The sequence below is a fragment of the Micromonospora sp. NPDC047465 genome, assembly GCF_040643125.1.
Classification (GTDB): domain Bacteria; phylum Actinomycetota; class Actinomycetes; order Mycobacteriales; family Micromonosporaceae; genus Micromonospora.
On sequence record NZ_JBEYTP010000004.1, the window covers coordinates 93374 to 116838 of the forward strand.

The 23465-nt window shown below is 73.6% G+C and carries 27 protein-coding genes and 1 tRNA gene; 23 read left to right on the forward strand and 5 right to left on the reverse strand.

The features are described from left to right. The first annotated feature begins 49 nt into the window (after positions 1 to 49). From ABZ793_RS05930 to topA, 3 genes are all read left to right on the forward strand, one after another. A complete protein-coding gene (locus ABZ793_RS05930; RefSeq protein WP_357452556.1) occupies positions 50 to 592 on the forward strand; it encodes a hypothetical protein in 543 nt (180 codons plus the stop codon). After that, positions 589 to 1293 carry a hypothetical protein gene (locus ABZ793_RS05935; RefSeq protein ID WP_357453163.1) on the forward strand — a complete coding sequence of 235 codons (705 nt, stop codon included), beginning with the start codon at positions 589 to 591 and terminating at the stop codon, positions 1291 to 1293. The genes ABZ793_RS05930 and ABZ793_RS05935 overlap by 4 nt, the downstream gene beginning before the upstream one ends. A 353-nt stretch (positions 1294 to 1646) precedes the next feature. After that, the gene (gene topA, locus ABZ793_RS05940) at positions 1647 to 4475 is read left to right on the forward strand and encodes a type I DNA topoisomerase (protein WP_357452559.1); all 2829 of its coding nucleotides are present in this window, start codon (positions 1647 to 1649) and stop codon (positions 4473 to 4475) included. A gap of 9 nt (positions 4476 to 4484) precedes the next feature. On the opposite strand, the gene ABZ793_RS05945 is transcribed toward topA, so the two are convergent. Further along, positions 4485 to 5798, reverse strand: a complete 1314-nt coding sequence (locus ABZ793_RS05945) for a D-arabinono-1,4-lactone oxidase (protein ID WP_357452562.1) — start codon at positions 5796 to 5798, stop codon at positions 4485 to 4487. A 225-nt stretch (positions 5799 to 6023) separates the two neighbouring features. On the opposite strand from ABZ793_RS05945, the gene ABZ793_RS05950 reads away from it, so the two are divergent. Then, entirely contained in the window at positions 6024 to 6599 is a 576-nt protein-coding gene (locus tag ABZ793_RS05950) for a TetR family transcriptional regulator (protein ID WP_357452565.1), read from the forward strand. Positions 6600 to 6710: 111 nt separating this feature from the next. Here the strand turns inward: ABZ793_RS05950 and ABZ793_RS05955 are convergent, their stop codons facing one another. Next, complete coding sequence (locus ABZ793_RS05955; RefSeq protein ID WP_357452569.1) at positions 6711 to 7919, reverse strand: alanine racemase; 1209 nt, start codon at positions 7917 to 7919, stop codon at positions 6711 to 6713. A gap of 308 nt (positions 7920 to 8227) precedes the next feature. Here ABZ793_RS05955 and tmk point away from each other — a divergent pair, with 308 nt between their 5' ends. The 6 genes from tmk to ricT all read left to right on the forward strand — a co-directional run bounded on the left by tmk (position 8228) and on the right by ricT (position 14236). Next, entirely contained in the window at positions 8228 to 10318 is a 2091-nt protein-coding gene (tmk, locus tag ABZ793_RS05960; protein ID WP_357453166.1) for a dTMP kinase, read from the forward strand. Further along, complete coding sequence (locus tag ABZ793_RS05965; protein WP_357452572.1) at positions 10318 to 11592, forward strand: DNA polymerase III subunit delta'; 1275 nt, start codon at positions 10318 to 10320, stop codon at positions 11590 to 11592. The genes tmk and ABZ793_RS05965 overlap by 1 nt, the downstream gene beginning before the upstream one ends. A gap of 146 nt (positions 11593 to 11738) precedes the next feature. After that, entirely contained in the window at positions 11739 to 12068 is a 330-nt protein-coding gene (locus ABZ793_RS05970; protein WP_350701802.1) for a YbaB/EbfC family nucleoid-associated protein, read from the forward strand. 1 nt (position 12069) lies between these two features. Further along, the gene (locus ABZ793_RS05975) at positions 12070 to 12375 is read left to right on the forward strand and encodes a hypothetical protein (protein WP_350701801.1); all 306 of its coding nucleotides are present in this window, start codon (positions 12070 to 12072) and stop codon (positions 12373 to 12375) included. Further along, a complete protein-coding gene (locus ABZ793_RS05980; protein ID WP_357452577.1) occupies positions 12375 to 13061 on the forward strand; it encodes a hypothetical protein in 687 nt (228 codons plus the stop codon). Before ABZ793_RS05975 ends, ABZ793_RS05980 begins: the two co-directional genes overlap by 1 nt. 335 nt (positions 13062 to 13396) lie before the next feature. Continuing rightward, the gene (gene ricT, locus ABZ793_RS05985; protein WP_357452580.1) at positions 13397 to 14236 is read left to right on the forward strand and encodes a regulatory iron-sulfur-containing complex subunit RicT; all 840 of its coding nucleotides are present in this window, start codon (positions 13397 to 13399) and stop codon (positions 14234 to 14236) included. A 135-nt stretch (positions 14237 to 14371) separates the two neighbouring features. Here the strand turns inward: ricT and ABZ793_RS05990 are convergent, their stop codons facing one another. Next, positions 14372 to 16129 (reverse strand): metallophosphoesterase, encoded by a 1758-nt coding sequence (locus ABZ793_RS05990; protein WP_357452583.1) that lies wholly within the window; start codon positions 16127 to 16129, stop codon positions 14372 to 14374. 139 nt (positions 16130 to 16268) lie between these two features. Between ABZ793_RS05990 and ABZ793_RS05995 the strand changes: the two genes are divergently transcribed. Further along, positions 16269 to 16345, forward strand: a tRNA-Thr gene (locus ABZ793_RS05995). Between the two features lie 67 nt (positions 16346 to 16412). Here the strand turns inward: ABZ793_RS05995 and ABZ793_RS06000 are convergent. Then, positions 16413 to 17831, reverse strand: coding sequence for a tyrosine-type recombinase/integrase (locus ABZ793_RS06000; protein WP_357452586.1), 1419 nt, complete (start codon positions 17829 to 17831; stop codon positions 16413 to 16415). A gap of 73 nt (positions 17832 to 17904) precedes the next feature. Next, positions 17905 to 18414 (reverse strand): helix-turn-helix transcriptional regulator, encoded by a 510-nt coding sequence (locus tag ABZ793_RS06005; RefSeq protein WP_357452589.1) that lies wholly within the window; start codon positions 18412 to 18414, stop codon positions 17905 to 17907. Positions 18415 to 18513: 99 nt separating this feature from the next. On the opposite strand from ABZ793_RS06005, the gene ABZ793_RS06010 reads away from it, so the two are divergent. The 12 genes from ABZ793_RS06010 to ABZ793_RS06065 all read left to right on the forward strand — a co-directional run bounded on the left by ABZ793_RS06010 (position 18514) and on the right by ABZ793_RS06065 (position 23463). Then, complete coding sequence (locus ABZ793_RS06010) at positions 18514 to 18792, forward strand: hypothetical protein (protein ID WP_357452592.1); 279 nt, start codon at positions 18514 to 18516, stop codon at positions 18790 to 18792. A gap of 67 nt (positions 18793 to 18859) precedes the next feature. Further along, positions 18860 to 19399, forward strand: a complete 540-nt coding sequence (locus ABZ793_RS06015; RefSeq protein WP_357452595.1) for a hypothetical protein — start codon at positions 18860 to 18862, stop codon at positions 19397 to 19399. Continuing rightward, positions 19396 to 19668, forward strand: coding sequence for a hypothetical protein (locus ABZ793_RS06020; RefSeq protein WP_357452598.1), 273 nt, complete (start codon positions 19396 to 19398; stop codon positions 19666 to 19668). Before ABZ793_RS06015 ends, ABZ793_RS06020 begins: the two co-directional genes overlap by 4 nt. Continuing rightward, positions 19665 to 20012 (forward strand): hypothetical protein, encoded by a 348-nt coding sequence (locus ABZ793_RS06025; protein ID WP_357452601.1) that lies wholly within the window; start codon positions 19665 to 19667, stop codon positions 20010 to 20012. Before ABZ793_RS06020 ends, ABZ793_RS06025 begins: the two co-directional genes overlap by 4 nt. Then, entirely contained in the window at positions 20009 to 20170 is a 162-nt protein-coding gene (locus tag ABZ793_RS06030; RefSeq protein WP_357452605.1) for a hypothetical protein, read from the forward strand. Before ABZ793_RS06025 ends, ABZ793_RS06030 begins: the two co-directional genes overlap by 4 nt. After that, positions 20167 to 21471, forward strand: coding sequence for an AAA family ATPase (locus ABZ793_RS06035; RefSeq protein WP_357452608.1), 1305 nt, complete (start codon positions 20167 to 20169; stop codon positions 21469 to 21471). Before ABZ793_RS06030 ends, ABZ793_RS06035 begins: the two co-directional genes overlap by 4 nt. Then, positions 21468 to 21827, forward strand: coding sequence for a hypothetical protein (locus ABZ793_RS06040; RefSeq protein WP_357452611.1), 360 nt, complete (start codon positions 21468 to 21470; stop codon positions 21825 to 21827). The genes ABZ793_RS06035 and ABZ793_RS06040 overlap by 4 nt, the downstream gene beginning before the upstream one ends. After that, on the forward strand, positions 21824 to 22285 hold the full coding sequence (locus ABZ793_RS06045; RefSeq protein ID WP_357452614.1) for a hypothetical protein: 462 nt from the start codon (positions 21824 to 21826) through the stop codon (positions 22283 to 22285). Before ABZ793_RS06040 ends, ABZ793_RS06045 begins: the two co-directional genes overlap by 4 nt. Further along, positions 22285 to 22512, forward strand: coding sequence for a hypothetical protein (locus tag ABZ793_RS06050; protein WP_357452618.1), 228 nt, complete (start codon positions 22285 to 22287; stop codon positions 22510 to 22512). The genes ABZ793_RS06045 and ABZ793_RS06050 overlap by 1 nt, the downstream gene beginning before the upstream one ends. Then, complete coding sequence (locus ABZ793_RS06055) at positions 22509 to 22703, forward strand: hypothetical protein (RefSeq protein WP_357452621.1); 195 nt, start codon at positions 22509 to 22511, stop codon at positions 22701 to 22703. The genes ABZ793_RS06050 and ABZ793_RS06055 overlap by 4 nt, the downstream gene beginning before the upstream one ends. Then, positions 22700 to 23101, forward strand: a complete 402-nt coding sequence (locus ABZ793_RS06060) for a hypothetical protein (RefSeq protein WP_357452623.1) — start codon at positions 22700 to 22702, stop codon at positions 23099 to 23101. The genes ABZ793_RS06055 and ABZ793_RS06060 overlap by 4 nt, the downstream gene beginning before the upstream one ends. Continuing rightward, positions 23098 to 23463, forward strand: coding sequence for a VVA0879 family protein (locus tag ABZ793_RS06065; protein WP_357452626.1), 366 nt, complete (start codon positions 23098 to 23100; stop codon positions 23461 to 23463). Before ABZ793_RS06060 ends, ABZ793_RS06065 begins: the two co-directional genes overlap by 4 nt. Positions 23464 to 23465 lie beyond the last annotated feature (2 nt).

The window sequence follows — 23465 nt, forward strand, 5'->3', positions numbered from 1 at the left end:
GCAAACCTGACCGGTGCCCCGGCTCGACACAGGTCGTACGCTGCTTCGCATGCGCACGTGCCGGGCGACAACCGCCGGAAAGCTCACGGTGGTCCTGGCCACGCTCGTCCTCGTGGCCGCCGGCTGCGGTGGCGGCCCCAGCCCACAGGCGTGGGCCGCCTCGGTCTGCTCCGCGCTCACCCCGTGGCGGGCCGAGATCAGCAAGCTGACCAGCAGCACCGACCAGCAGATGACCGCCCAGACCACCCCGGCGCAGGCGAAGGAGAACCTGGTGCGGCTCTTCGGCGGCGCGGAGCAGGCCAGCGAGACCGCCCGGCGCAAGGTCGAGCAGGCCGGCATCCCGGAGGCCGAGCACGGTGCGGAGGTCTCCGCCGGCTTCCGCGCGTCCCTGGAGAAGATGCGCGACGCGTACGGCCGGGCCCGCGACAGCATCGACGGGCTGAGCACCGGCCAGCCCGCCGCCTTCTACGACGGCGTCCGCGCCGCCGTGGACACCCTGAACAAGGAGTACGACGCCAGCGCGCTCGACACCAGCCGGCTCAACTCGGAGGAGTTGAAACGGGCCTTCGACGAGGTGCCGGAGTGTCGCTGAGCGGGACCGGTGAGTCGGACGGCCGGACGCCGCCCGCGCTGTTCCCGGCGCCCGAGCCGGACCGGGTGGCGCCGGCGCCCCGCCGGGCCGCCCCGCCCCCGCCGGGCGACGTCGACGACTCCGCCCGGCAACTGCCGTTCTTCGCCGCCGAGGCGGCGGACCCGTCCCTCGCGGACCTCGCCGGGCTGCTCGCCGGTCCGGGCGAGGTGGTCCGGATGGGCGGGACGGCCCGCCTCTCCGTGGTGGTGGACGCCGCCTGGCGCGTGCACGTGCTCGTCGCCGAGCTGGCGCTGCGCGGGGTGGCGGCCACCTGGGAGGCGACCGCCGACGGGCGGCACGCGGTGCGCACCTCGTACGCCCGCACATTGAAGCCGCTCGCGGTGGCCTGGCTGCGCGGCTCCGGCAAGCGTCCGCCCGCCGGGTTCCACCTCAACGGCCGGCGGCTGCGGCTCTGGCTCGCCGCGGCGGGGGTGGCCGAGCCGCCCGGCTACCTGCTCCGGCTCGGCGTGGCCGACGAGGAGTGCTGGGAGCCGGTCGGCGGGGCGCTCGCCGCGGTCGGCCTGTCCGGGGCCCTCCTGGGGCCGGCCGACGGCGGCCCGGCGTACCGGATCACCGGCCGCCGCCGGCTCGCCCGCCTGGCCGAGCTGGTCGGGGACCCGCCGCCCGCCGCCCCGCCGGCGGCCTGGCCCGGCTACTCCTGACCCGCCCCGGCTGCCCCTGACCCGGCCCACCCCGCCCCGCCGGTGTCCGATCCGGGACAGCCGGACGCGGAAATCCGCAGGAAAACGGCCGGGTGGCGCCTCGGCCGACGGCCCGCCATCGTCACAGTGTCCCGCCTCCCGGCACACGCACGGTGTACGGTGGCGCCGTCCGGCACCGCCAGCGCCGCCGGAGAGAAGGTGCCGCCCCGCCGGGGGCGGTTTGCCGCCCGCGAAACCCGAAACGCGGGCGGCGCGTTACGTTGGACGTCCGGGCCGCCGGGGGTCGGCGGGTCGGAAGCGGGCCCGAACCGGGCACCGCGCGGCTGCGAGCAGGAGTGAGGTCGGGGAGAAACGTGCCGAGCAACGCTGGAACCACCCGTCTGGTCATCGTCGAGTCACCGGCGAAGGCCAAGACGATCTCGGGCTACCTCGGCCCGGGATACGTCGTGGAGGCCAGCTTCGGCCACGTCCGGGACCTTCCACGCAACGCCGCCGACGTGCCGGCGAAGTACAAGGGCGAGCCGTGGGCGCGGCTCGGGGTGGACGTCGACAACGGCTTCCACGCCCTCTACGTGGTCTCCGCCGACCGCAAGCAGCAGATCAGCAAGCTGGTGAAGCTGGCCAAGGAGGTCGACGAGATCTTCCTGGCGACGGACGAGGACCGCGAGGGCGAGGCGATCGCCTGGCACCTGGTGGAGACCCTCAAGCCCAAGGTGCCGGTCAAGCGGATGGTCTTCCACGAGATCACCAAGCCGGCGATCCAGGCGGCGGTGGCCAACCCCCGCGAGATCGACCGGGACCTGGTCGACGCCCAGGAGGCCCGGCGCATCCTCGATCGGCTCTACGGCTACGAGGTCTCCCCGGTGCTGTGGAAGAAGGTCATGCCGAAGCTCTCGGCGGGCCGGGTGCAGTCCGTGGCGACCCGGATCGTGGTGGAGCGGGAACGGCAGCGGATGGCCTTCCGCACGGCGGAATACTGGGACATCCTGGCCACCCTCGCCGTGGCGAACGCCGGCGAGGGGCCGCGCAACTTCAACGCCACCCTGGTCGCGCTGAACGGCGACCGCATCGCCACCGGCAAGGACTTCGAGCCGACCACGGGGCGCGTGAAGCCCGGCGCCGGGGTGGTGCACCTGGACGAGGGCGGGGCCCGGGGGCTCGCGGCCCGCCTGGAGGGCCGGCCGTTCACCGTCACCCGCGTCGAGGAGAAGCCCTACCGGCGTCGCCCGTACGCGCCGTTCATCACCTCCACCCTCCAGCAGGAGGCGGCCCGCAAGCTGCGGTTCTCGTCGCAGCAGACGATGCGCACCGCGCAGCGCCTCTACGAGAACGGCTACATCACCTACATGCGTACCGACTCGGTGAACCTGTCGGAGACCGCCATCGCGGCGGCCCGCCGGCAGATCGTCGAGCTGTACGGCGAGCGCAGCGTGCCGCCGGAGCCGCGCCGCTACACCGGCAAGGTGAAGAACGCGCAGGAGGCGCACGAGGCGATCCGCCCGGCGGGGGACAACTTCCGCACCCCGGGCGACGTGGCCAAGGAGCTGTCGGCCGAGGAGTTCAAGCTCTACGAGCTGATCTGGCGGCGCACCATCGCCTCGCAGATGACCGATGCCGTCGGCTCCAGCGTCTCGGTGCGCATCCGCGCCGTCTCCTCGGCGCAGGAGGAGGCCGACTTCGGCGCCACCGGCAAGACCATCACCGACCCGGGCTTCCTGCGCGCGTACGTCGAGTCGAGCGACGACGAGAACGCGGAGGCCGAGGACGCCGAGCGCCGGCTGCCCACCCTCGTCAAGGACCAGCCGCTCACCGCCGACGAGCTGGCCGCGCAGGGCCACCACACCCAGCCACCGTCGCGCTACACCGAGGCGTCGCTGGTCAAGGCCCTCGAAGAGCTGGGCATCGGCCGTCCCTCGACGTACGCGTCGATCATGCAGACCATCCAGGACCGCGGGTACGTCTTCAAGCGCGGCCAGGCGATGATCCCGTCATTCCTGGCGTTCGCCGTGATCGGCCTGCTGGAGCGGCACTACCCGCGCCTGGTCGACTACGACTTCACGGCCAGCATGGAGAACGAGCTGGACGAGATCGCCGGCGGCGATCACGCGGCGGTCGACTTCCTCACCGCGTTCTACTTCGGCAGCGCCAACGGCGTCGGCGACCGGGACATCGCCCGCTCTGGCGGCCTGAAGAAGCTGGTCACCGAGAACCTCAGCGAGATCGACGCGCGCAGCGTCAACTCGATCCCGCTGTTCACCGACGACGACGGCCGCGAGGTCGTCGTCCGGGTCGGCCGCTACGGCCCGTACCTTCAGCGGGCGGTGCCGGGCGAGCAGCCGGCGCCCGCCGCGGAGGGCGAGGAGGGCGCCGGCCAGGGCGACCGGGCGCCGATCCCCGAGGGGCTGGCGCCGGACGAGCTGACCCCGGAGAAGGTGCACGAGCTGTTCCTCGGGGGCGGGGGCGAGCGGAAGCTCGGCGACGACCCGGCCACCGGCGAGCCGATCCTGCTCAAGTCGGGCCGCTTCGGCCCGTACGTGGCCAGCGGCGAGCGCAAGTCGTCGCTGCTGCGCTCGCAGTCGCCGGACTCGCTCACCCTCGATGAGGCGCTGAAGCTGCTCAGCCTGCCCCGGCTGGTCGGCGTGGCCCCGGACGGTGTCGAGGTCTTCGCGAATAACGGCCGCTACGGCCCGTACGTCAAGCGCGGCGACGAGTTCCGCTCGCTGGACTCCGAGGACAAGATGTTCACCGTCACGCTGGACGAGGCGCTGGCCCTGCTGGCCGCCCCGAAGACCCGCCAGCGTCGGGCCGCCGCGCCGCCCCTGCGGGAGATGGGCGTCGACCCGCTGACCGAGAAGCCGCTGGTCATCAAGGACGGTCGGTTCGGCCCGTACGTCACGGACGGGGAGACCAACGCGTCGCTGCGCCGGGGCCAGACCCCGGAGGCGCTGAGCATCGAGGAAGCCTCCGAGATGCTCGCCGAGAAGCGCGCGAAGGGCCCGGCGCCGAAGAAGAAGGCCGCCGCGAAGAAGGCACCCGCCAAGAAGGCCGCGGCGACGAAGAAGACGGCTGCGGCGACCAAGTCCACGGCCGCCAAGAAGACGACGACGGCCAAGGCCACCACGGCGAAGAAGGCCCCGGCCAAGAAGGCGGCCCCCCGAAAGGCCACCACCACCGCCGACTGACCCGCCACCTCAGCCGAGGATTCGGGTGAGGTGGGGGTTGGTGAAGAGACGGTCGGGGTCCAGGCGGTCGCGTTCGGCCAGGAAGTCCGGGAAGCGGGGGTACGCGGGGGCCAGCGACCCCGCGTCCCGCCAGTGCAGCTTGCCCCAGTGCGGGCGACCGCCCAACCCCTCCGCGACCTGCTCGAACGCGCGGAAGTACGGCTCGTACGGCATGCCGACGTACTGGTGGACCGCCACGTACGCCGACTCGCGCCCGTACCCGTGGGAGAGCCAGATGTCGTCGGCGGCGGTGAACCGCACCTCCACGGGGAAGAGCACCTTGAAGGGCAGGCCGTCCACGATCCGCCGGAGCGCGCCGAGCGCCTCGCCGAGCGCCTCGCGCGGCAGCCCGTACTCCATCTCCACGAAGCGGACCCGGCGCGGGGTGCAGAACACCTTGTCGGAGCGGCCCGTGTAGCGGCGTTCGGTGAGCGCCCGCGCGGAGACCGCGCTGATCCTCGGGGCGAGCGCCGGCACGGCGCGGCCGAGCCGGCAGGCGCCCTCGAAGACGGTGTTGGAGAGGAAGTCGTCGTCCAGCCACCCGCGCCACCGGGGCAGCGGCCGGTCGTCGACGGGCACCCGGTCGTTGGTCTTGACCTGCACCCGGTCGGTGTACGGGAACCAGTAGAACTCCGCGTGGTCGTGCCCCTCGACCAGCGCCGGCAGGTCGGCCAGCACGGCGTCCAGCGGCGCCGGCCGCTCGTGCGCGTGCAGCACGAAGGCGTCCACACAGCGCAGGGTGACCTCGACCAGCACACCGAGGGCGCCCAGGGAGACCCGGGCGGCGGCGAAGACGTCGGGGTTCTCGTCGGCGGAGCAGCGCAGCACCTCGCCGGTGCCGGTGACGATGGTGAGCGCCTCGACGAACGTCGACAGGCAGCCGTACGCGGCACCGGTGCCGTGGGTGCCGGTGGAGATCGCCCCGGCGATCGTCTGCGCGTCGATGTCGCCGAGGTTGGGCAGCGCGAGAGCGTGCGCGGCGAGCAGGTCGTTGAGCGCGCACAGGGTGATCCCGGCCGGTACGGTGACCAGTCGGCGGTCGACGTCGACGCGTACGCCGGTGTCCAGTGCGGTCAGTTCCATCCGCCGTCCGTCGGCGACCGCGACGCCGGTGAAGGAGTGGCCGCTGCCGACCACCCGGATCCGGTCTCCGGCCGCCGCGGCGGCGCGTATGGCATCGGTGACGTCGGAGAGAGAGGTGGGGCGCAGGATGGCGGTGGCGGTGGCGCGCTGGTTGCCGGCCCAGTTGGACCAGGCGGTGGTGGAGCCTGCGGTGCCGGCCATGCACACTCCTCGACATGAATGTGAACTGACTTCATATCAGGAACGTTGTCGCAGGTAAATACCGCAATCGAGTCTTGCTCGTTGTACCGGTAGTCACGAACTCGTGACGTGCAGATATGTTCATCCGTCGAAGGGGGGTGGCGCCGAGTGTCCACACCAGCCGCCACAGCCGGGCCGCTGCGCCGCGTACCGGTGCAGGGTCGAAGTGTCGCTCGGGTCCAGCGGATGCTGGACGCCTGTGCCGAACTCGTCGACGAGGTGGGGTACGAGGGGCTCACCACGACCCTGCTCGCCGAGCGTGCCGAGGTGGCGATCGGGTCGGTGTACCAGTTCTTTCCGGACAAGCGGGCGATCGTGCAGGCGCTCACCCTGCGCACGATGGAGTCCTACCTCCAGCGGCTCGACGAGCGTTTCGCCTCCGACGACCTGACCCACTGGTGGGACGGGGTCGACGCGGGGATCGACGAGTACATCACGATGCACCGCACCGTCCCGGGATTCCGTACCCTGCACTTCGGCGACGTGGTCGACCTGCACCTGCTCGATGAGCAGCGGGACAACAACGGGGTGATCGCGGACCAGCTGGCCCGCGTGCTCGGCGAGCGTTTCGGTCTGACCGACGTCCCCGACCTCCAGTTCCATCTGGAGATCGCCGTGGAGACGGCCGACGCGCTGATCAAGCTGGCGTTCCGTCGGCTGCCGGAAGGCGACCAGCGGGTGCTGGCCGAGGCGAAGGCGCTGATCCGGGAGTACCTGCACCGACAGGTCGACGCCCCGGCCGACGCCGGCCAGCCCGGCTGACCCCGGTCCGCCGGCCCGGGTGCGTGGGTGGCGGGACCGGACGCGAAGGCCCGGGGTGCGCCGGGCGGCGGAAAGCGGCAGACGGCCCGGGGTGCGCCGGGTCGGTGAGTCTCAGAGGAAGGCGTGGCCCTCGCCCCGGTAGGTGGGCACGGTGGCCACGACCGCATCCCCCTCGACCAGGTGCAGCTCGTTGACGTGCTCGCACAGCTCGCCGGCCTTCGCGTGCCGGAACCAGACCCGGTCGCCGACCCGCAGGGTGGCGGCCGCCGTGCCGGCCAGCGGGGTCTGCACCTCGCCGGCCCCCTCGGTGCCGACCAGCTTCAGCCCGCCGGGCAGCCACGGGCGGGGCAGCCGGCTGTCCTCCGCCGGGCCGGAGGCGACCCAGCCGCCGCCGAGCACGGTGGCCAGGCCGGGCGCCGGGCGGCGGACCACCGCGCAGGCGAAGAACGCCGCCGGGGTGGGGCGCCAGGCGCGGTAGGCGTCGAACAGCGTCGGCCCGTACAGGCCCGATCCCGCGGTGACCTCGGTGACCGCGGGATCGGCGCTGGTCGCGGCCAGGCTGCCGGTGCCGCCGCCGTTGACGAACTCCAGGTCGGCGTGTTCGCGTACGGCGGCCACCGCCGCGGCCCGGCGGGTCAGCAACTCGCGGTACGACCCGCGCTGGGCCAGCCGGATCGCGGAGCCGAGCACCGCCCGCCCGGGCGGGGCGTCCCCGAGGCCGGCGATCTGCGCCTCGTACGACATCAGCCCGACGAGCCGGAAGCCGGCGCGGCCCGCGACGGTGGCGGCGAGCGCGCCGGCCGCCCGGGCGCTGTGCACCGGCGAGCGGCGCACCCCGATGTGCACCCGCCCGCCCAGCGGTCGCCAGGAGGCGTCCAGGTCGAGGCAGACCCGCAGCTCGGGACGCCCGCCGGGCGCCCGCACGGCGTCGACGAGGTCGAGCTGGTCGGTGCCGTCGACCATCAGCGTGACGGCGGCGGCGAGCGCCGGGTCGGCGGCGAGCTCGGCGAGCGCTCCCCGGTCGACGGTGGGGTACGCCACCAGCGCGTCGTCGGTCACACCGGCGCGGACCAGCCAGATCGCCTCGGGCAGGGTGAAGGCCATCACGCCGTGCCAGCCCGGTCGCCCCAGCGCCCGGCCGATCAGCTCCCGGGCGCGGACCGACTTGCTGGCGACGCGGATCGGCTTGCCGCCGGCGCGGCCGGCCAGCGCGGCGGCGTTGCCGTCGAAGGTGGCGAGGTCGACCACGGCGTACGGCGGGTCGAGGTGCGCGGTCGCCCGGTCGAGCCGCTCACGGAGTCTGTCGCTTTCGGTGGCCACGTCTGCACGCTAACTGTCTGGGAGTGAATGCGAAATACCCTCGCGTCTGTCCGGGCTGACGGCGGTGGCCGCGGCGGCCTAGGCTCGGCGAGCAGGAGAATGTCGCGGCGGGGAAGGTTCCCCACCGGGTCTAGAGTGTTCCACCGGGACTGCCCAGCGATGGGCCGGCACGTGGAGGTACGGCCATCGAAAGCCAGTTCAACGGCGAGTCGCCCGGCGTGTCGTCGTCATCGAACAAGCCCGACGGCACCGCCGACCAGCCCAAGGCCGACCTGTCCGGCTACGCCGGCATCCGGTCGGTACTGCGGATCACGCCGTTCCGCCGGCTCTGGATCGTCCTCGGCGCGGCCTCGTTCGGCGACTGGTTCGGCCTGCTCGCCACCTCCGTCTTCGCCGCCTCCCAGGTCGAGGGGAGCACTGCCAAGGGCGCCGCCTTCGGTGGCGTCATCGCCATCCGGCTGCTGCCGGCGCTGGTGCTCGGCCCGATCGCCGGCGTGCTGGCCGACCGGTTCGACCGGCGCTGGACGATGGTCATCTGCGACGTGCTGCGGTTCCTGCTCTTCGCCTCGATCCCGCTGGTCGCGTTGCTCGGCGCCCCCGGCGGCGTGGTGGTCGGCTGGGCGGCGACCGCCACCTTCCTGATCGAGTCGATCACGCTGCTGTGGATCCCGGCCAAGGAGGCCGCGGTCCCCAACCTGATCCCGCGCGCCCGGCTGGAGGCCGCCAACCAGCTCACGCTCATCACCACGTACGGCCTCACGCCGGTCCTCGCCGCACTGATCCTCGCCGCGCTCGACGGCATCGTGCGGGCGGCCACCGGGGGCTCGACGCCGGACTGGGCCGAGCCGGCCGATCTGGCGCTCTGGTTCAACGCGCTCTCCCGGCTGGCCACCGCGCTGGTGGTGGCGTACGGCATCAAGGAGATCAGCCAGGGGCAGGCCGCGGAGCGGGGTGGCGGCGAGCAGAGCATGCTGCGCCAGTTCAAGGAGGGCTGGCGGTTCATCGGGCAGACCCCCCTGGTACGCGGCCTGGTGCTCGGCATCTTCGGCGCCTTCGCCGGCGGCGGCATCGTGATCGGCACGGCGAAGTTCTTCGCCACCTCGCTCGGCGCCGGCGACGCCGCCTTCTACCTGCTCTTCGGCGCCATCTTCGTCGGTCTCGCGCTCGGCATCGGGCTCGGCCCGATGATCGTCAAGGACATGTCCCGGCGGCGCTGGTTCGGCATGAGCATCGTGCTGGCCAGCGCCTCGGTGATGACCCTGGCCTTCGCCATCCACCTGTCCATGGCGATGGTGGGCGCGATCCTGGTCGGCGCGGGCGCCGGCATGGCGTTCCTCTCCGGCACCACCCTGCTCGGCGGGGAGATCGCCGACGAGGTGCGGGGCCGGGTCTTCGCGGTGGTGCAGATCGGCACCCGGCTGGTGCTGATCCTGGCGATCGGCCTGAGCAGCCTGCTCGCCGGCGTCGGCGGCTCGCGCCGGCTGGAGCTGGCCGACCTGGGCGTCTCGATCTCGTCGACCCGACTGCTGCTGCTCGCCGCCGGCACCGCCGGCATCTTCGCCGGGATCAGCGCGTTCGGGCAGATGGACGACAAGAAGGGCGTCCCCGTCCTGGCCGACCTCTGGGGCTCCATCCGGGGCCGCCCGCTGATGCCCGCCGAGCCGTTCGTCTCCGCCGGCCTCTTCGTGGTCTTCGAGGGCGGCGAGGGCGCCGGCAAGTCCACCCAGCTCGCCGCGCTCGCCGAGCGGCTGGGCGGGCAGGGGCGCGACGTGGTGGTCACCCGCGAGCCGGGCGCCACCGCCGTCGGCGAGCGGATCCGGTCGCTGCTGCTCGGCGCGCCCGGGTCCGACGTGCCGTCGCCGCGCGCCGAGGCGCTGCTCTACGCCGCCGACCGGGCGCACCACGTGGCCACCGTCGTCCGGCCGGCGCTCGTCCGCGGCGCGGTGGTGATCAGCGACCGGTACGTCGACTCGTCCCTGGCGTACCAGGGGGCGGGGCGGACACTCCCCGTCGACGAGGTCTCCTGGCTGTCCTCCTGGGCCACCGGCGGGCTCAAGCCCGACCTCGTGGTGCTGCTCGACGTCGACCCGCACACCGGCCTGTCCCGGGTGGCGTCCCGCGCCGAGGCGGCCGACCACGTGGAGGCCGAGTCGGTCGCCTTCCACGAGCGGGTCCGGTACGCCTTCCTCGACCTCGCCGCCGCCGACCCGAAGCGCTACCTGGTGCTCGACGCGTCCCGCCCGGTCGAGGAGATCGCCGAGCAGGTGGCCCGGCGGGTCGAGGAGATGCTGGGCACCCCGGGCGGCATCGTGCACCCGCGCCCCGCCCAGGGGCCGGACACCTCGGTGCAGCCGGAGTTATCCGAATCGGAGCTGGTGACGATGGAGCATAGGACCTGATGCCGGACGTCTTCGCCGACCTGGTCGGGCAGGACGAGGCGGTCGACACGCTGCGCCGCGCCGCCGCCTCGGCGGCGGCCGTGCTGCGCGCCGCCGCCGTCGCGCCCACGACCGACGCCGCCGGGGACGAGTTCGACGCGCTCGCCGAGGAGGCCGAGGGCGCGGGGGCGGGTGCCGCCGTCGATCCCGGGGCGGGGATGACGCACGCCTGGATCTTCACCGGGCCGCCCGGGTCGGGCCGGTCGGTGGCGGCCCGGGCCTTCGCCGCCGCCCTGCAGTGCGCGTACGGCACCGGCTGCGGCCAGTGCCCCGGCTGCCACACCACGATGGCCGGCACGCACGCCGACGTCCGGCTGGTGGTGCCGGAGGGGCTCTCCATCGGCGTCAACGAGATGCGGGCGCTGGTGCTGCGCGCCGCCAGCACCCCGTCGGGCGGGCGGTGGCAGGTGGTGGTCATCGAGGACGCGGACCGGCTCACGGAGGCCGCCGGCAACGCGCTGCTCAAGGCCATCGAGGAGCCGCCGCCGCGTACGGTCTTCCTGCTCTGTGCCCCGTCCACCCACCCGGACGACATCTCGGTGACCATCCGGTCGCGCTGCCGGGTCGTACCGCTGCGGCAGCCGGCGGCCGAGGCGGTGGCCGAGGTGCTGGCCCGCCGGGACGGCGTGGCGCCCGACGTGGCGCAGTGGGCGGCGGCGGCCGCGCAGGGGCACGTGGGCCGGGCCCGCCGCCTGGCCCGCGACCCGGAGGCGCGCACCCGCCGGGAGGCGGTGCTCGCGGTGCCGCGCCGGCTGACCGGCGTGGGAGCCGCGTTCGACGCGGCGTCGGCGCTCATCGAGGCGGCGGAGGCGGAGGCGGCGGCGTCGGTGGCGGAGACCGACGCGACCGAGCGGGCGGCGCTGGAGACGGCACTCGGCGCCGGCGGCACCGGGCGGGGCGCGGCCGGCGCGATCCGGGGCGCCGCCGGCCAGCTCAAGGACCTGGAGAAGCGGCAGAAGTCACGGGCCACCCGGGCGCAGCGGGACGCGCTCGACCGCGCCCTGGTCGACCTGGCCGGCTTCTACCGGGACGCGCTCACCATGGCGCTGCGCGCCCCAGTGGCGTCGGTGCACACCGACACCGCCGCGCTGGCCGGGGCGGGCGCGCAGAAGTGGGACGCCGAGGGGGCGCTGCGCCGCCTGGAGGCGGTGCTGGAGTGCCGGGCGGCGATCGAGGCGAACGTCAAGCCCCGGATCGCCGTCGAGGCGATGATGCTCGCGCTCTGGAAGGGCTGACCCGCCCGTTCGGCACCGGGCCGGATTCCGCCGGCCGCGTCGGTTGTCCACAGGCATCGACAGCCGCAATTGCTGTGCGGTACGGTCCGGTGTGCCGTGACGGTGGCGGCACGCTCAGTGATGACCTGTCCGGGAGGAGTCCGCCGATGTCGCGGGGGGAGATCGACGAGGCCTGGATCGAGGAGGCGGTGCGGCGTTACCGCCGGATCGAGTCCCTCCAGGCCGAGTTCGACCGGGCGGTGGCGACCGTCGAGGTCACCGTCCGGTCGCCCGACGGGCTGGTCGAGGTGGTGGTCACCGCCGGCGGGCGGATCACCGACGTCCGGTTCCTCGGCCCGTTGCACACCCGCAGCCCCCGGGACGTCGCCGGCTCGGTGCAGGCCGCGGTCACCGCGGCGGCGGATGCCGCCCAGTGGGCCCGGGAGAAGCTGCACAACGAGACCTTCGCCGCCTACCGTCCGCTGGCGGGAGCCTGACATGGACACCCTGCACGCCCTCGCCGCCCGGCTCGACCAGGCGAGCGAGACCATGACGGCCGTGTCCCGCACGGTCACCGCCGGCGACCCGCCGCAGGCCGCGTTCGGCGCCGACGCCCCCGGCCGGCCCGGCGAGATCGGGCGGGCCCTGCACCGGCAGTGGATCGCGGCCACCGGCGACCGGGCCCGGGAGGCGCACGCCGTGGCGCAGCGGCTGGCGGTCGCGGCGGCGGCGGTGCGGGCCGCCGCCGACCACTACGCCGACGCCGACCGCGCCGCCCGCCACCGGCTGACCGGGGAGGCGTGATGGACACGCTGGACCGGCTCGCCGAGCCCGGGCTCGACCTGTTGGGTCGGGTCGACACGCTGCTCGCCGCCGGGGCGCCCGAGGGCCACCGCGTCTGGCCGCTGCTGCGTCGGATGCAGGTGCTCCCCGGCGAGGCGGTCCGGAACTTCCTCGACCTGCACCCGGCGCCGCTGGCGGGCGCCGGCCACGCGGCGCGCCGGCTCGTCCGGGGCTACGACGACGCCTCCGCCGCGCTGGCTGATCCGGTGCTCTGGTCCGGTCCGGCAGCGTCGGCCTACGGGCAGGCCCGGACGGCCCTGCTGCGCCATCTCGACGAGGGGCCGGAGAGCCTGGTCGGGCGGCTGGAGTCGACCGCCGGTTACGCCGACGCCCTCGCCGACTGGGTGGAGGGCAGCCGGCGGGCGCTGGCCCGGGCGCTGGCCGACGTGCTGCGCTCCGCCGAAGCGGTGGCCGTGGTCGCGGCGACCTCGGTGCCGGGCGGCGGACCGGGGCACCGGGGGCCGGCCGGGCCGGGCGGGACCGAGGCCGCCGAGATCGCCGCGCGGGTGTTGGCGGTGCTCTGTGTCGCGTACGACGGGGCGGAGACGCTGCTGCGCCAGTGGGGGCCGAGCCTGGCCGAGTCCCGCTGGTGGGAGCCCGTGGCCGACCGCCCCCGCTACGACGCCCCCACCCGGATCGGCTGGTAGTTCCCGACCGCCCCGTCCGGGCGGCGCGCCCGGCGTTTCCGCGACGGACCCCGGCACGGCGCACGGCGTCGCGCCCAGGGCCCGGTCCGGCCGGGCTCCGGCGGCGACGCCGTGGCCTTTCCCTGCACCCCCCGCAGGTCTGCCTCCACTCAACGCCTCCGGTGCACGTTTGTCCCGTACGGGGCAGCGGAATCAACCGTCCGGGCGAGGGGGGGACGGCACGGCGAGGTGGCCTGCGGATCGGTTGATTCGACCACTGTGGATGGCTGCACGGCGTAGCCGGGCGGCGACGGCCGGCCCGCCCGCAGCCGCCCGGCCGTCGTAGGGTGAAGGGCATGGGCATGCTCTGCGCGGTCAGCTTCCAGCGGTACGGGCGCCTCTACTACCTCGACCCGGGCGAGCTGCGCCCGCAGGTCGGCGACAAGGTGCTGGTGCCGACCGACGACGGGCCCGAGGTGGCCGAGTGCGTCTGGGCCGCGCAGTGGGTCTCCGAGGACACGGCGGGCTTCCCCCGGCTGGCCGGGCTGGCGCAGGACGAGGACCTGCGCCGCGACGAGGCGGTGCGCCGGCGCAAGGCCGAGGCGAAGGTCGCGGCGAAGCGGCTGATCCGGGAGCACGGCCTGCCGATGAAGGTGGTGGCGGTCGACCACGTGTTCGGCTCCGGCGAGGGGAGCGGCGAGCGGAGCACCATCTACTTCACCGCCCCGCACCGGGTGGACTTCCGCTCGCTGGTCCGTGACCTGGGGGCCACCCTGCACTGCCGGGTCGAGCTGCGCCAGCTCTCCGCCCGGGACTCCGCGCGGGTGCAGGGCGGCATCGGCTCCTGCGGCCGCGACCTCTGCTGCGCCACCTTCCTCACCGACTTCGAGCCGGTGACCATCCGGATGGCCAAGGACCAGGACCTGCCGCTCAACCCGCTGCGCATCTCCGGCGCGTGCGGCCGGCTGATGTGCTGCCTCAAGTACGAACATCCTCTTTACCAGCGGTTCCAGGAATCCGCCCCGGCGATCGGCGCGCGGGTGTCGACGCCGGAGGGCGACGGCCGGGTGGTCGGCCACAGCGTCCCGCGCGACTCCGTCACGGTCCGCCTGGACGCCGACGGCTCCCGCTGCTCCTGCTCCCGCGCCTCGGTCTGCGGCCCCCGCCAGGCCCACGACCAGCACTACAACCCCTGACCCCGCCCCCCAGCCCCCTCCCCCGCTCGGTTGATCATGAAGTTGTTGCCACCCACATCGGCGTGTCGCAGCAACTTCATGATCAACGAGGCCGGCGGCCGGCGGGGTGGGGGTGGGGTGGGGTGGGTGGGGTGGTCAGGTGAGGGTGGTGGGGGGTTCGGCCAGGCGGGGGCGGAGGGGGTGCTTCGGCGACAGCCAGGAGGACTCGGGGGACTGGTCGGGGTTGACCTGCCAGTGGCGGGCGACGCGGTCGACCGCGATCGGATAGATCGTCAGCGTGCCGTCGGGATCGATGCGCAGCCGCAGGAACGCCTTCGCGTCCTCGATGCCCTGGCCGGCGAAGAGCTCGTTGACGTTCACCCCGAACGCGCCCGCCACCAGCAGGTACGCGGCCACGAGCTGGCTCGCCACCAGCCCGCTCACCGGGCCGTAGACCACCGCCGCGGCGACGGCCGGCAGCGGCCACGGCCAGTCGTAGAGAGGCAGGGCCAGCCAGGCCCAGGTGCCGGCGGCGGCCAGCCCGACGTGGGCCAGGCCGTGACCCACGCCGAGGATCCAGTGCCGCGCGTGCCGCTTCCCGCCCGAGCTGGGCGGCTTGGCGAAGAAGGCCGCGGCGAGCACCGTGACGACCAGCATCGCCACCAGCGGCACGCTGAACAGTCGCTGCTCGGTGCCGGTCCGGTTGCTCACGACGCCGGCCATCGCCAGCATCAGCAGCGTGTGCAGGGTGCCGAGCAGGGTGGTGAAGCCCGGGTTGCGCAGCGGCAGCCGGGGAAAGATCCCCCAGCCGTACCGCCGGGAGCGGGCGGCGTCCGGATAGCGGCCGGCCAGGTCGTACGGGCGGGAGGTGCTGGCCCGCCGGGCGAGGGTGTCACGCGGGGGCACCTCGATCCGCTCCGGGAGCTTGTGCGTCGGGTAGAGGTACGCGCCCCCGCTGCCGCAGGTGATCAACTGCCGGTCCGGGCCGGCGTACCGGGCGTAGTGGTGCAGGTCGCCGGAGATCAGCAGCCGCACCTGCGCCCCGGTGGGCGCGATGATCGTGCGGATGAAGTAGTCGATCGAGTCGTACGCCGTGGGGTGGTCGACGGCCTTGACCCAGGTCGGCGCCGGCACGGTCAGGATCACCCGGCTCTGCGGGCCCAGTCGCTCGGCGACCTTGTCGAAGTAGGTGAGCTGCGGGTCGTCCAGGTACGAGCCGGACTGGTCGTCGAGGCCGAGCAGCCACCAGTCGGCGGGCAGTTCGACGGCGAAGTACGAGCGGGACTGGCCGGTGTCCCAGCCGCCGAAGTGCCGGTCCCGGGACCGGACGAACAGCCGCAGGAAGGCGGTCAGGCCGTCGTACCAGTCGTGGTTGCCGGGGACCGCGAAGAGCGTCGGCCGCTCGGGCGGGCTGACGGGCAGGGCGGCCTGGTAGGGCCCCTTGCACCGGTCCTCGTACGCCTCGTACGCCGCCGACGGGTAGACCTGGTCGCCGCCCATCACCAGGGTCTGCGCCCGGGGCAGCCGGTGCCCGTCCACCTCCAGTTCGCGCTGGGCGATCAGGTAGGCCACCGAGTAGGTGGCGTTGAAGCCGTCGCCCAGGTCGGCCACGTAGTCCAGCCAGAGCCCGCCGTCCGGCCCGACCTGGCGGAAGATCCCGTCGCCGAACGCGTTCTGCAGCTCCCGCTTGTCCAGGTACGCCCCGAAGAGCATCGCCAGCAGCGTACGGATGCCGGTGCTGATCAGCAGGAAAGGCGCGAGCCACGGCACGGGCTTGCGCGGGGTGAAGCCCAGCTCGCGCGGATCGGTGCTGCGCGGTCGGCGCGCCGCCCGCCCGCCGGCCGCCTCGCTCGCGTGCGGGCTCGCCGCCGCGCCGTCCTGCGGGTCGTCGTCGGGGGCACGATCGTCCGTCACCCGCCGCAGCGTAGTCCGGACCCGCCGCCATCGCTGTCCGGCGAACGACGGATCGGCCCCGGATGTCCGGGTCGGCGGGGCGGGTGGGGGGATCCCGCTCGGCCGGGCGGCCGGACGTGCCGTACACTTGACGATCGTTGCCGCCTTAGCTCAGTCGGCTAGAGCGACGCACTCGTAATGCGTAGGTCGACGGTTCGATTCCGTCAGGCGGCTCCACAACGGGGAAGGCCCCGTTACCAGGCGAAACACCTGGTAACGGGGCCTTCTTCATGCCCGTCGAAGATCAGCTATCAGGGCGTTGGGTTGCGCTGTTGGGTTGCAGTAGCGCCGCGAGGTTGCCGTCCATCAGCGCGGACACCGCCCGGTCCATCGCCTCGCGCTGCGTCTTCTTCGCCACGTCGACGTAGATCCGGGTGGTCTTGATGTCGGTGTGGCCGAGCACCTCCTGGACCACGCTGATGTCGGCGCCGCTGGCCACCAGCATGGTGCCGGCCGTGTGCCGGGCCGCGTGCAACTTCGCGTCGTCGACACCCGCGCGGCGCAGCAGCTCCTCCCACGCCTTGTGGTCCTGGCCGGCGTCGATCGGCTTCCCCCATGGCGTGGTGAACACGAGCTCTTTCGGCGTCCACTTCAAGCCGAGGAGCTCGAACTCCTGTTGCTGCTTCTCCCGCCGCCGGCGAAGCAGCTCGACGAGCACGGCCGGCAGGGCAACCGGGCGGACAGATTCCTCGGTCTTCAGGTCGACCTCCTGGAGGCCGCCGTCCACCTTCTGAGGACAGCGGCGGGCGTGGCCGGTGCAGCCCGGCTTGCACAGCGGCGGGCACGCCCGCGTGTGGCGGTTACAGCCGTCCCCTGGGCGCCGGCGGGGGCAGAGGTGCGGCCGAGGCCGGCAGACGGTCGGATCCTTGCAGCCGTGCACCCACGGCGGCCGGCACGGCTCCGTGCGGTGCTTCCCCTCGGTGCACTTCACAGGGTCGTCGCAGCCGTGCTGCCACGCATGTCGTTGCAGCTGCGTCTCGAGCTCCACGTACGGCTCCTCGCCAGCGGGCGGGTCGAGGTGCACCCGCGGCCACCGCAGCCCGAGCGTCTCTCCTTGTCGAGGTCCAGCGAGCAGGCCGAGGAGCCACCGGGCGGCCATCTCGTCGTCCAGCGCCGTCTTGATGACGGCCTCCGTCTCAGCGATGGTCAACGCAGCAACCTTCCGCCGGCGGTAGCTGGGCGGCTCGATCAGCTCGCAGACGTTGCGCGCGGCCTTGCCTCGCCGCACGGCCGCCTTGAACGCCGCCGACAACACGCGGTGCGTCTTGTGGATCGTCCCCTGAGAAAGGGTAGGCGCCCGGTCCTTGCCGCGGCTGCCGCGCACGATCTTCGTGGCCGCCATCGCGGTGTACATCGCCTCCAGGTGCTCCGGCTCCAGCCGTCGGCGGGTTCCGTCGAGCTTCCACGCCCCGATGTGCGGGATGGCGTAGTTGTGGATCAGCGACCGGTACGCGGTGTAGGTGCCGTAGGCGCGGCGTGGCTTGACGACGTGCTCCAGCCAGTGCGTCAACCACTGCTCGACGGTCTCGATCTTCTGCGGTACGCCGTGGCCGCGCTTGACCCGGTCGAGTAGCTCGTCGACGCGCGCGGCCACCTCGGTGGCGGTCTTGCCCTTGCGGTGCTTCCGGTCGGGCTTGCCGTTCGGCTTCGTCCCGATAGTCACCCAGCAGTGGTACAGCCCATCGCTGCCCAGGTAGATCGACGGACGGCGGTTGGGCTGTCGGGGCATGGGTGCATCACTCCCTGGCGAGGTGCCTCAACGTAGCTCTGATGATCGTCTTCTGCTCGGCCGGCACGTTCGGGTCGTTCAGCTTCCGGAGGATGGCCCGGATGTCCGGGTCAACGATCGGCTCGGGAGCCGTCGGCTGCCGCGAGCCGTCCCACCCGAGGATCTTCGACGCCGTGGTGACGGGGATACCGAGACCCTCGCAGAAGGCCAGGACCTTCTCCCGCTGCGGATTGGGGCTCTCTGCCCGGGTCCATCGGTAGATGGTGGCGCGGCCGATGCCGGTGCGCTCTTCGACCATCTCGATGGACAGGCCGCGCTCCCGGGCCTCGGTCAGGGCGCGCTTGACGAACGCGCCGAACAAGCGGACGCGCTGGTCATCGCTGGGTCTGGGCGGCACGTCGTCACGATAGGTGCCGTTTTCGGCTACCGCTTGCCGTCGGCGGCTCGTTTGCCACGCATGGCTAACCGGCGGGGGGCGTTGGGGTAGGGCGACGGGCCGGATATCGATGAGAGCCATAGCCACAGCGTAGGGCCGACCGGCCTGCCAGACAGTAGCCGAACGTATGAGCGTTGCCATAGTTGGCAACGACGCAACATAGTTGCTATGTTCGTTGCCATGAACGGCAACGCGAGAGCCGAGCGCGGCAACGGGCCCGAGCTCGTCATCCAAACCGCACCCCTCGTGCTGCGCCTCCCCGCCGCCGGCCAGCTGCTCGGCGGCATCAACCGGCAGACCGTCGCCCGGCTGATCGCCGAGGGCGAGCTGGAGCCGGTCTACATCGGCGGCACCCGCATGGTCTGCCGCCTGTCCTGCGAGGCGTACGTCAAGCGGCAGAAGGAGAAGTCCCGCGCCGCTCGGCAGGGCGACAGCCACCAGGAGCTGGTCGCCGCCTGAACGAAACGAGCCCCCGCTGCAACGGGGGCTCCCACCCGGACAACCCAACCCTGATCGAGGAGTCCAGATGCAACAGATCCTACCGGAGACCCGGGCGATCAAGGCCCGCTACCTGACCACCGAGCACCGCATCATGCTCGACGTCGAGGAGACCATCGCCGACATCCGGCGGACCGGCGACACCGTCACCGCCGTCCTCGCCGACGGGACCTCCGTCGACTACGACGTCGAGGAGGGCGTCACCGTCCTGGCCGGCGACACCGATTTGCGGCAGCTCCTGGCCGCCGAGCTGCACCGCATCGCCGACGACATCGTCCGCCTGGAGCTGCCCCTCAAGGACACGCTGTGCAGCTCTCTCAACCTCGGGGTGCTGGACAGCCGAGACGACCTGGAGCGGTGGGCCGAGTACCTCGGCAGCAGCATCGAGGTCGACCCGGCCAACGGCATCCCGTTCACCCTCCACCGGATCCTGCTCGACGGCCGGGAGTACGGGGCGTGGCTGGACGTTCAGGCGCAGACGAGGCCCGAGCCGCAGGAGTCGGAGTTGGCCCGGCTGCGCGCCGAGGTCGCCGAGCTGCGCGCCGCGCAGGGCGGTGAGGCCCGATGACGGACCCGCAGCCGATCCCGTCCGGCCCCTGGCAGCCCACCGTGCAGCCCACCGTCTTCCCCGCCCAGACCCTGACCGTCGCCGACCCGCTGTGCGGGCACCTGCCCGGCGAGTGCGAGGACGCGGTCGAGTGCGCGTACTGGCGGGGCGTCGTCCTCGGCGAGTACCCGGCCCCCGAGACGTACATGGTGGCCGGCGAGGTCACGCTGCCGCCGCACCTGCCCGGCCTGGCCCCGCTGACCGACCCGGCCCTGCGAGGTGCCGCGTGATCACCCTGCCGCTCCTGGCCCTGGCCGTCACCGTCGTCGTGCTGCTGCTCGCCCTGGCCACCGCCTCGCTGCTGGCCTGGGCGTACGCCACCGCCCACCGGGACACCACCGCCGACCTGGCGGGGGCCCGCCGGGACCTGCGCACCGCCCACCGCACCGAGCGGGAGCTGCGCGCCGAGCTGTCCGTGCTGCGGCGCCTCGCCGAGCAGCGGGCGGTCGCCTCGGCCGCCCTTACCCCGGACGCCCCGGCCCGGCCGCTCATGCCCCGCTGGGGCCACCAAACCCTGCGGGACATCTACCTCGGCAAGCCGTCCGACTTCGGCACCCCGGGAGGCACCCGGTGACCGCCCGCGAGGTCCTCGCCGCCCACATCCGCGACAGCCTCGCCGCCGGCCAGGAGCCCGACCCCATCGAGCAGTGGATCGCCGACCTCGGCAGCCCCGACACGGCGGCCACCGAGCCGCAGACCGACACCGACATCGACCAGGGAGCCGACCAGTGACCGCCCTGCGCACCCGCAAGCCCACCGGCCGCGTGCCGTGGCCGCTCATCCTCGTCGAGGGAGGCGAGAAGTCCGGCAAGAGCTGGGCCGCCGCCACCCTCAGCGCCTCGCCCCGGGTCGGCCGGACCTTCTGGATCGACCTCGGCGAAGGAGCCGGCGACGAGTACGGCGCCATCCCCGGCGTCCGCTACGAGATCGTCGAGCACGACGGCACCTGGCCCCAGATCATCGGCGCGGTCGAGGCCATCCGCGACATCGCCCGCCAGGCCGCCGACGCCGGAGAGCCCCCGGTCGTCCTCGTCATCGACTCGATGACCGCTCTCTGGGACATGCTGAAGGACTGGGCTACCAACCGGGCCCGGGCGACCGACAGCAACCGGAAGAAGCTCCGCAACGACCCGAACGCAGAGATCGTCGTCTCCCCGAACTTCTGGAACGACGCGAACGCCCGGCACCGCCGGCTGATGACCATGCTGATGACGTGGCCGGGCATCGCGGTGGTCACCGCCCGAGGTAAGGAAGTCGCCGAAATCGGCGGCGGCGGAGCGCCGACCGGCCAGAAGGTCTACAAGGTCGAGGGCCACAAGGATCTCGCGTTCGACGCGACCGCCTGGGTCCGGATGTCCCGCGACGACCACCCGCTGATCGTGGGCGCCCGGTCGGTGCACGCCGGCATCCAGCCGGGCAGCGACAAGCCGCGCAAGGTGCCCGGCCTGGAGCTGGAGCGGCTGATCTTCGAGGTGCTGCGCTGCAACCCGGGTGAGGCGCACGTCCGGGACCTGGCCCCGTTGCGGGCGGGTGACGCCGGCCCGGACGGCGAACCGGCCGCACAGTCCCGCCCGGTGTCCGGACCACCGGCCAGCCGGCCGGTCTCAGGCCCGCCTGCCGCCCTGTCGGCCGCCGCCACGGGCTTGCTCGACGACCTCAAGAAGGCCGCCGACGAGACCGGCCTCCGCCGGCTGTGGAAGGACGGCGGCGAGGCCGCCAAGGAGGGCCGGATCAGCCCGGCCGAGCTGGAGCACTTCCGCACCGAGTGGAAGGCCCGCAAGGAGCAGCTCTTCCCGCCGGCGCCGAAGAACCCGGGCAACGACCCGCAGCGGCGGAAGATGTTCGCCCTCCTCGGCCAGGCCGACATCACCGACCGCGACGAGCGCCTGGCCTTCGTCAGCGACGTCGCCGGCCGACCGGTCGCCAGCACCAACGACCTGACCGATGACGAGGTCGCCCGGGTGATCGAGCGGACCGAGTCGTACATCGCGCAGAACACCCCGCCGGCCGAGGAGCTGGGAGCGGCGTCGTGACCGCGATCCTGCCCGACTGCACCATCTGCGGCGGCCGCGTCCGGCCCAGCTTCAACGCCGGCGGTCCGATCGAGGTGTGCGTGGGCTGCGGCCACGCGGAGCGGCCCATCGCGCCGGCCATCGATCTGCGGGACCTGCGCGAGCAGATCGCCACGGTGGTCGAGGCCCGCCCGGTGCTGTGCGACGCCTGCGTGATGAAGCGGTGCACGGCGTGCCGGACGGCTGGTTGCGACTGCCCCCGGCAGCGGCACCCCCAGCGTCCCGCCGGGGACGTCACCCCGGAGGGCCTGGCGTTGCTGGCCGGAGAGCGGCAGGGCCACCTGGAGCCCGCCGAGATGGCGGGAGTCACCCGGTGAGCCGCCAGGACCCGGGGGCCGCGAACGGTATCGCCGCCGTCGAGCCCGGTCGGTGCAAGTGCGGCCACCTGGCCCCCCTGCACCGACCCGAGCGGGGCGTCCTGAAGCGGTGCGAGCACCGCGCCTGCGGCTGCACGATGTACGCCGAGCGTCCCGCCGGCGTGGTCGTCCGCTTCCCCGGGGCCGGCACCACGCCGGCCCCGGGCCGGGCCCCGATCACCATGCCCGACCGGGACGCCATGGGGGAGCGGTACGTCGCCTACTGCGAGGCCCGCGACTCCGGCCAGGCCGCCGACCCCCTGCTGCTCGGTCAGGCGGACCTGCTGGCGCACGCGGTGGCAGAGGACTGCGGCCGGTGGCGGGACGAGGTCGACCGCGTCGACGCGCTCCGCGCCGAGCTGGGCGCCGAAGTCGACCGGCTCCGTGACGAGCTGGCCCGGCTCCAGGGCGGCGCGTGATGGCCGACCGGCGACCCAGCTACATCGGCTACTGCGACCAGCACGGCAAGCGGCTCTACCCCAGCCGCAAGCTGGCCCGGCGGCAGCTCCGCGCGCACCGCGACAGCCAGGGCATGCGGGCGTACCCGTGCCCCCTCGTCGCCGGCCACTGGCACATCGGGCACCTGCCGAAGGACGTGCGGGAGGGCCGCATCACGGCCCCGGAGATCTACAGGGGCCAGCGGTGAGCCGCGGCCGGCGGCGCACGGGCCGCCCGCACCCGTACATCCCGTCCTCCGTCATCCCTGCCGACCACAACGGGCAGCGGCCGTGCATCTGCGGCCGGGCCCAGGCCAACGGGGTGCACCGGCAGGACGCGGTTGCCCGGGTCGACGCCGAGCAGGCGGAGCACCTCCGCCGGATCGGAGACGACCGGTGACCCGCGAGGAGTACGCCGACCACCTCGCCGCAGTCGCCGCCGAACTCGCCGTCCGCGTCCGCGACGACGACCCCCAGGCCAACGCCCGCTGGCTCGCCGCCGCGCTGCCCACCTACCAGGAGCGCTTCGACCTGCTCTTCGTCCTTGCCGCGGCCGTGCCCGATGACCGGTCCTGGACCGCGCTGACCGCCTGGACGGTGCAGAGCCGGGTCGAGGAGCAGGGGTTGCAGCCGCACGGCACGCACGCCGCCGCGCAGCGGCACCGGTACCACGGGGAGCCGCTGTGCGACCCGTGCCGGGACGCCGAGCGGGCCCGGGACCGAGACCGCAAGAGGACCGCCTACTGGGCCGCCAAGGGGCAGCCCGCCACCACGACCGAGGAGACCCGAGCCGCATGACCACCGCGCTGAAGCACCGCAAGCTGACCCAGGACGAGCTGATGACCGAGGCCGCCGCCCTCTTCGGCGACGACCCGATGAAGTGGGCCTTCCGCTGCCCGCACTGCGGCGACGTCGCCACCCCCGCCGACTTCAAGGAGGCCGGCGCGTCACCCGGCATGGCCGGCCAGGAGTGCATCGGCCGTTCCCTCGGCGCGCTGAAGAAGCCGAAGCCGACGAACACCCGCGGCTGCGACTGGGCCGCCTACGGGCTGTTCCGCGGGCCGTGGGAGGTCGTGGTGCCCGCCGAGGGCGACAAGCCGGAGCGGTCGATCTGGGCGTTCCCGCTCGCCGTGCCCGAGCCGGTCGCTGCCGACGCCTGACC

Coding starts and splice junctions, on each gene's coding strand:
- ABZ793_RS05965 (WP_357452572.1), top strand. CDS start 10,318: ATGCCGGACGTCTTCGCCGACCTGGTCGGGCAGGACGAGGCGGTCGAC.
- ricT (WP_357452580.1), top strand. CDS start 13,397: ATGGGCATGCTCTGCGCGGTCAGCTTCCAGCGGTACGGGCGCCTCTAC.
- ABZ793_RS05950 (WP_357452565.1), top strand. CDS start 6,024: ATGCTGGACGCCTGTGCCGAACTCGTCGACGAGGTGGGGTACGAGGGG.
- ABZ793_RS05980 (WP_357452577.1), top strand. CDS start 12,375: ATGGACACGCTGGACCGGCTCGCCGAGCCCGGGCTCGACCTGTTGGGT.
- ABZ793_RS06005 (WP_357452589.1), bottom strand. CDS start 18,414: ATGGCTCTCATCGATATCCGGCCCGTCGCCCTACCCCAACGCCCCCCG.
- ABZ793_RS06015 (WP_357452595.1), top strand. CDS start 18,860: ATGCAACAGATCCTACCGGAGACCCGGGCGATCAAGGCCCGCTACCTG.
- ABZ793_RS06065 (WP_357452626.1), top strand. CDS start 23,098: ATGACCACCGCGCTGAAGCACCGCAAGCTGACCCAGGACGAGCTGATG.
- ABZ793_RS05945 (WP_357452562.1), bottom strand. CDS start 5,798: ATGGCCGGCACCGCAGGCTCCACCACCGCCTGGTCCAACTGGGCCGGC.
- ABZ793_RS06020 (WP_357452598.1), top strand. CDS start 19,396: ATGACGGACCCGCAGCCGATCCCGTCCGGCCCCTGGCAGCCCACCGTG.
- ABZ793_RS06050 (WP_357452618.1), top strand. CDS start 22,285: ATGGCCGACCGGCGACCCAGCTACATCGGCTACTGCGACCAGCACGGC.
- ABZ793_RS05975 (WP_350701801.1), top strand. CDS start 12,070: ATGGACACCCTGCACGCCCTCGCCGCCCGGCTCGACCAGGCGAGCGAG.
- ABZ793_RS06010 (WP_357452592.1), top strand. CDS start 18,514: ATGAACGGCAACGCGAGAGCCGAGCGCGGCAACGGGCCCGAGCTCGTC.
- ABZ793_RS05930 (WP_357452556.1), top strand. CDS start 50: ATGCGCACGTGCCGGGCGACAACCGCCGGAAAGCTCACGGTGGTCCTG.
- ABZ793_RS05970 (WP_350701802.1), top strand. CDS start 11,739: ATGTCGCGGGGGGAGATCGACGAGGCCTGGATCGAGGAGGCGGTGCGG.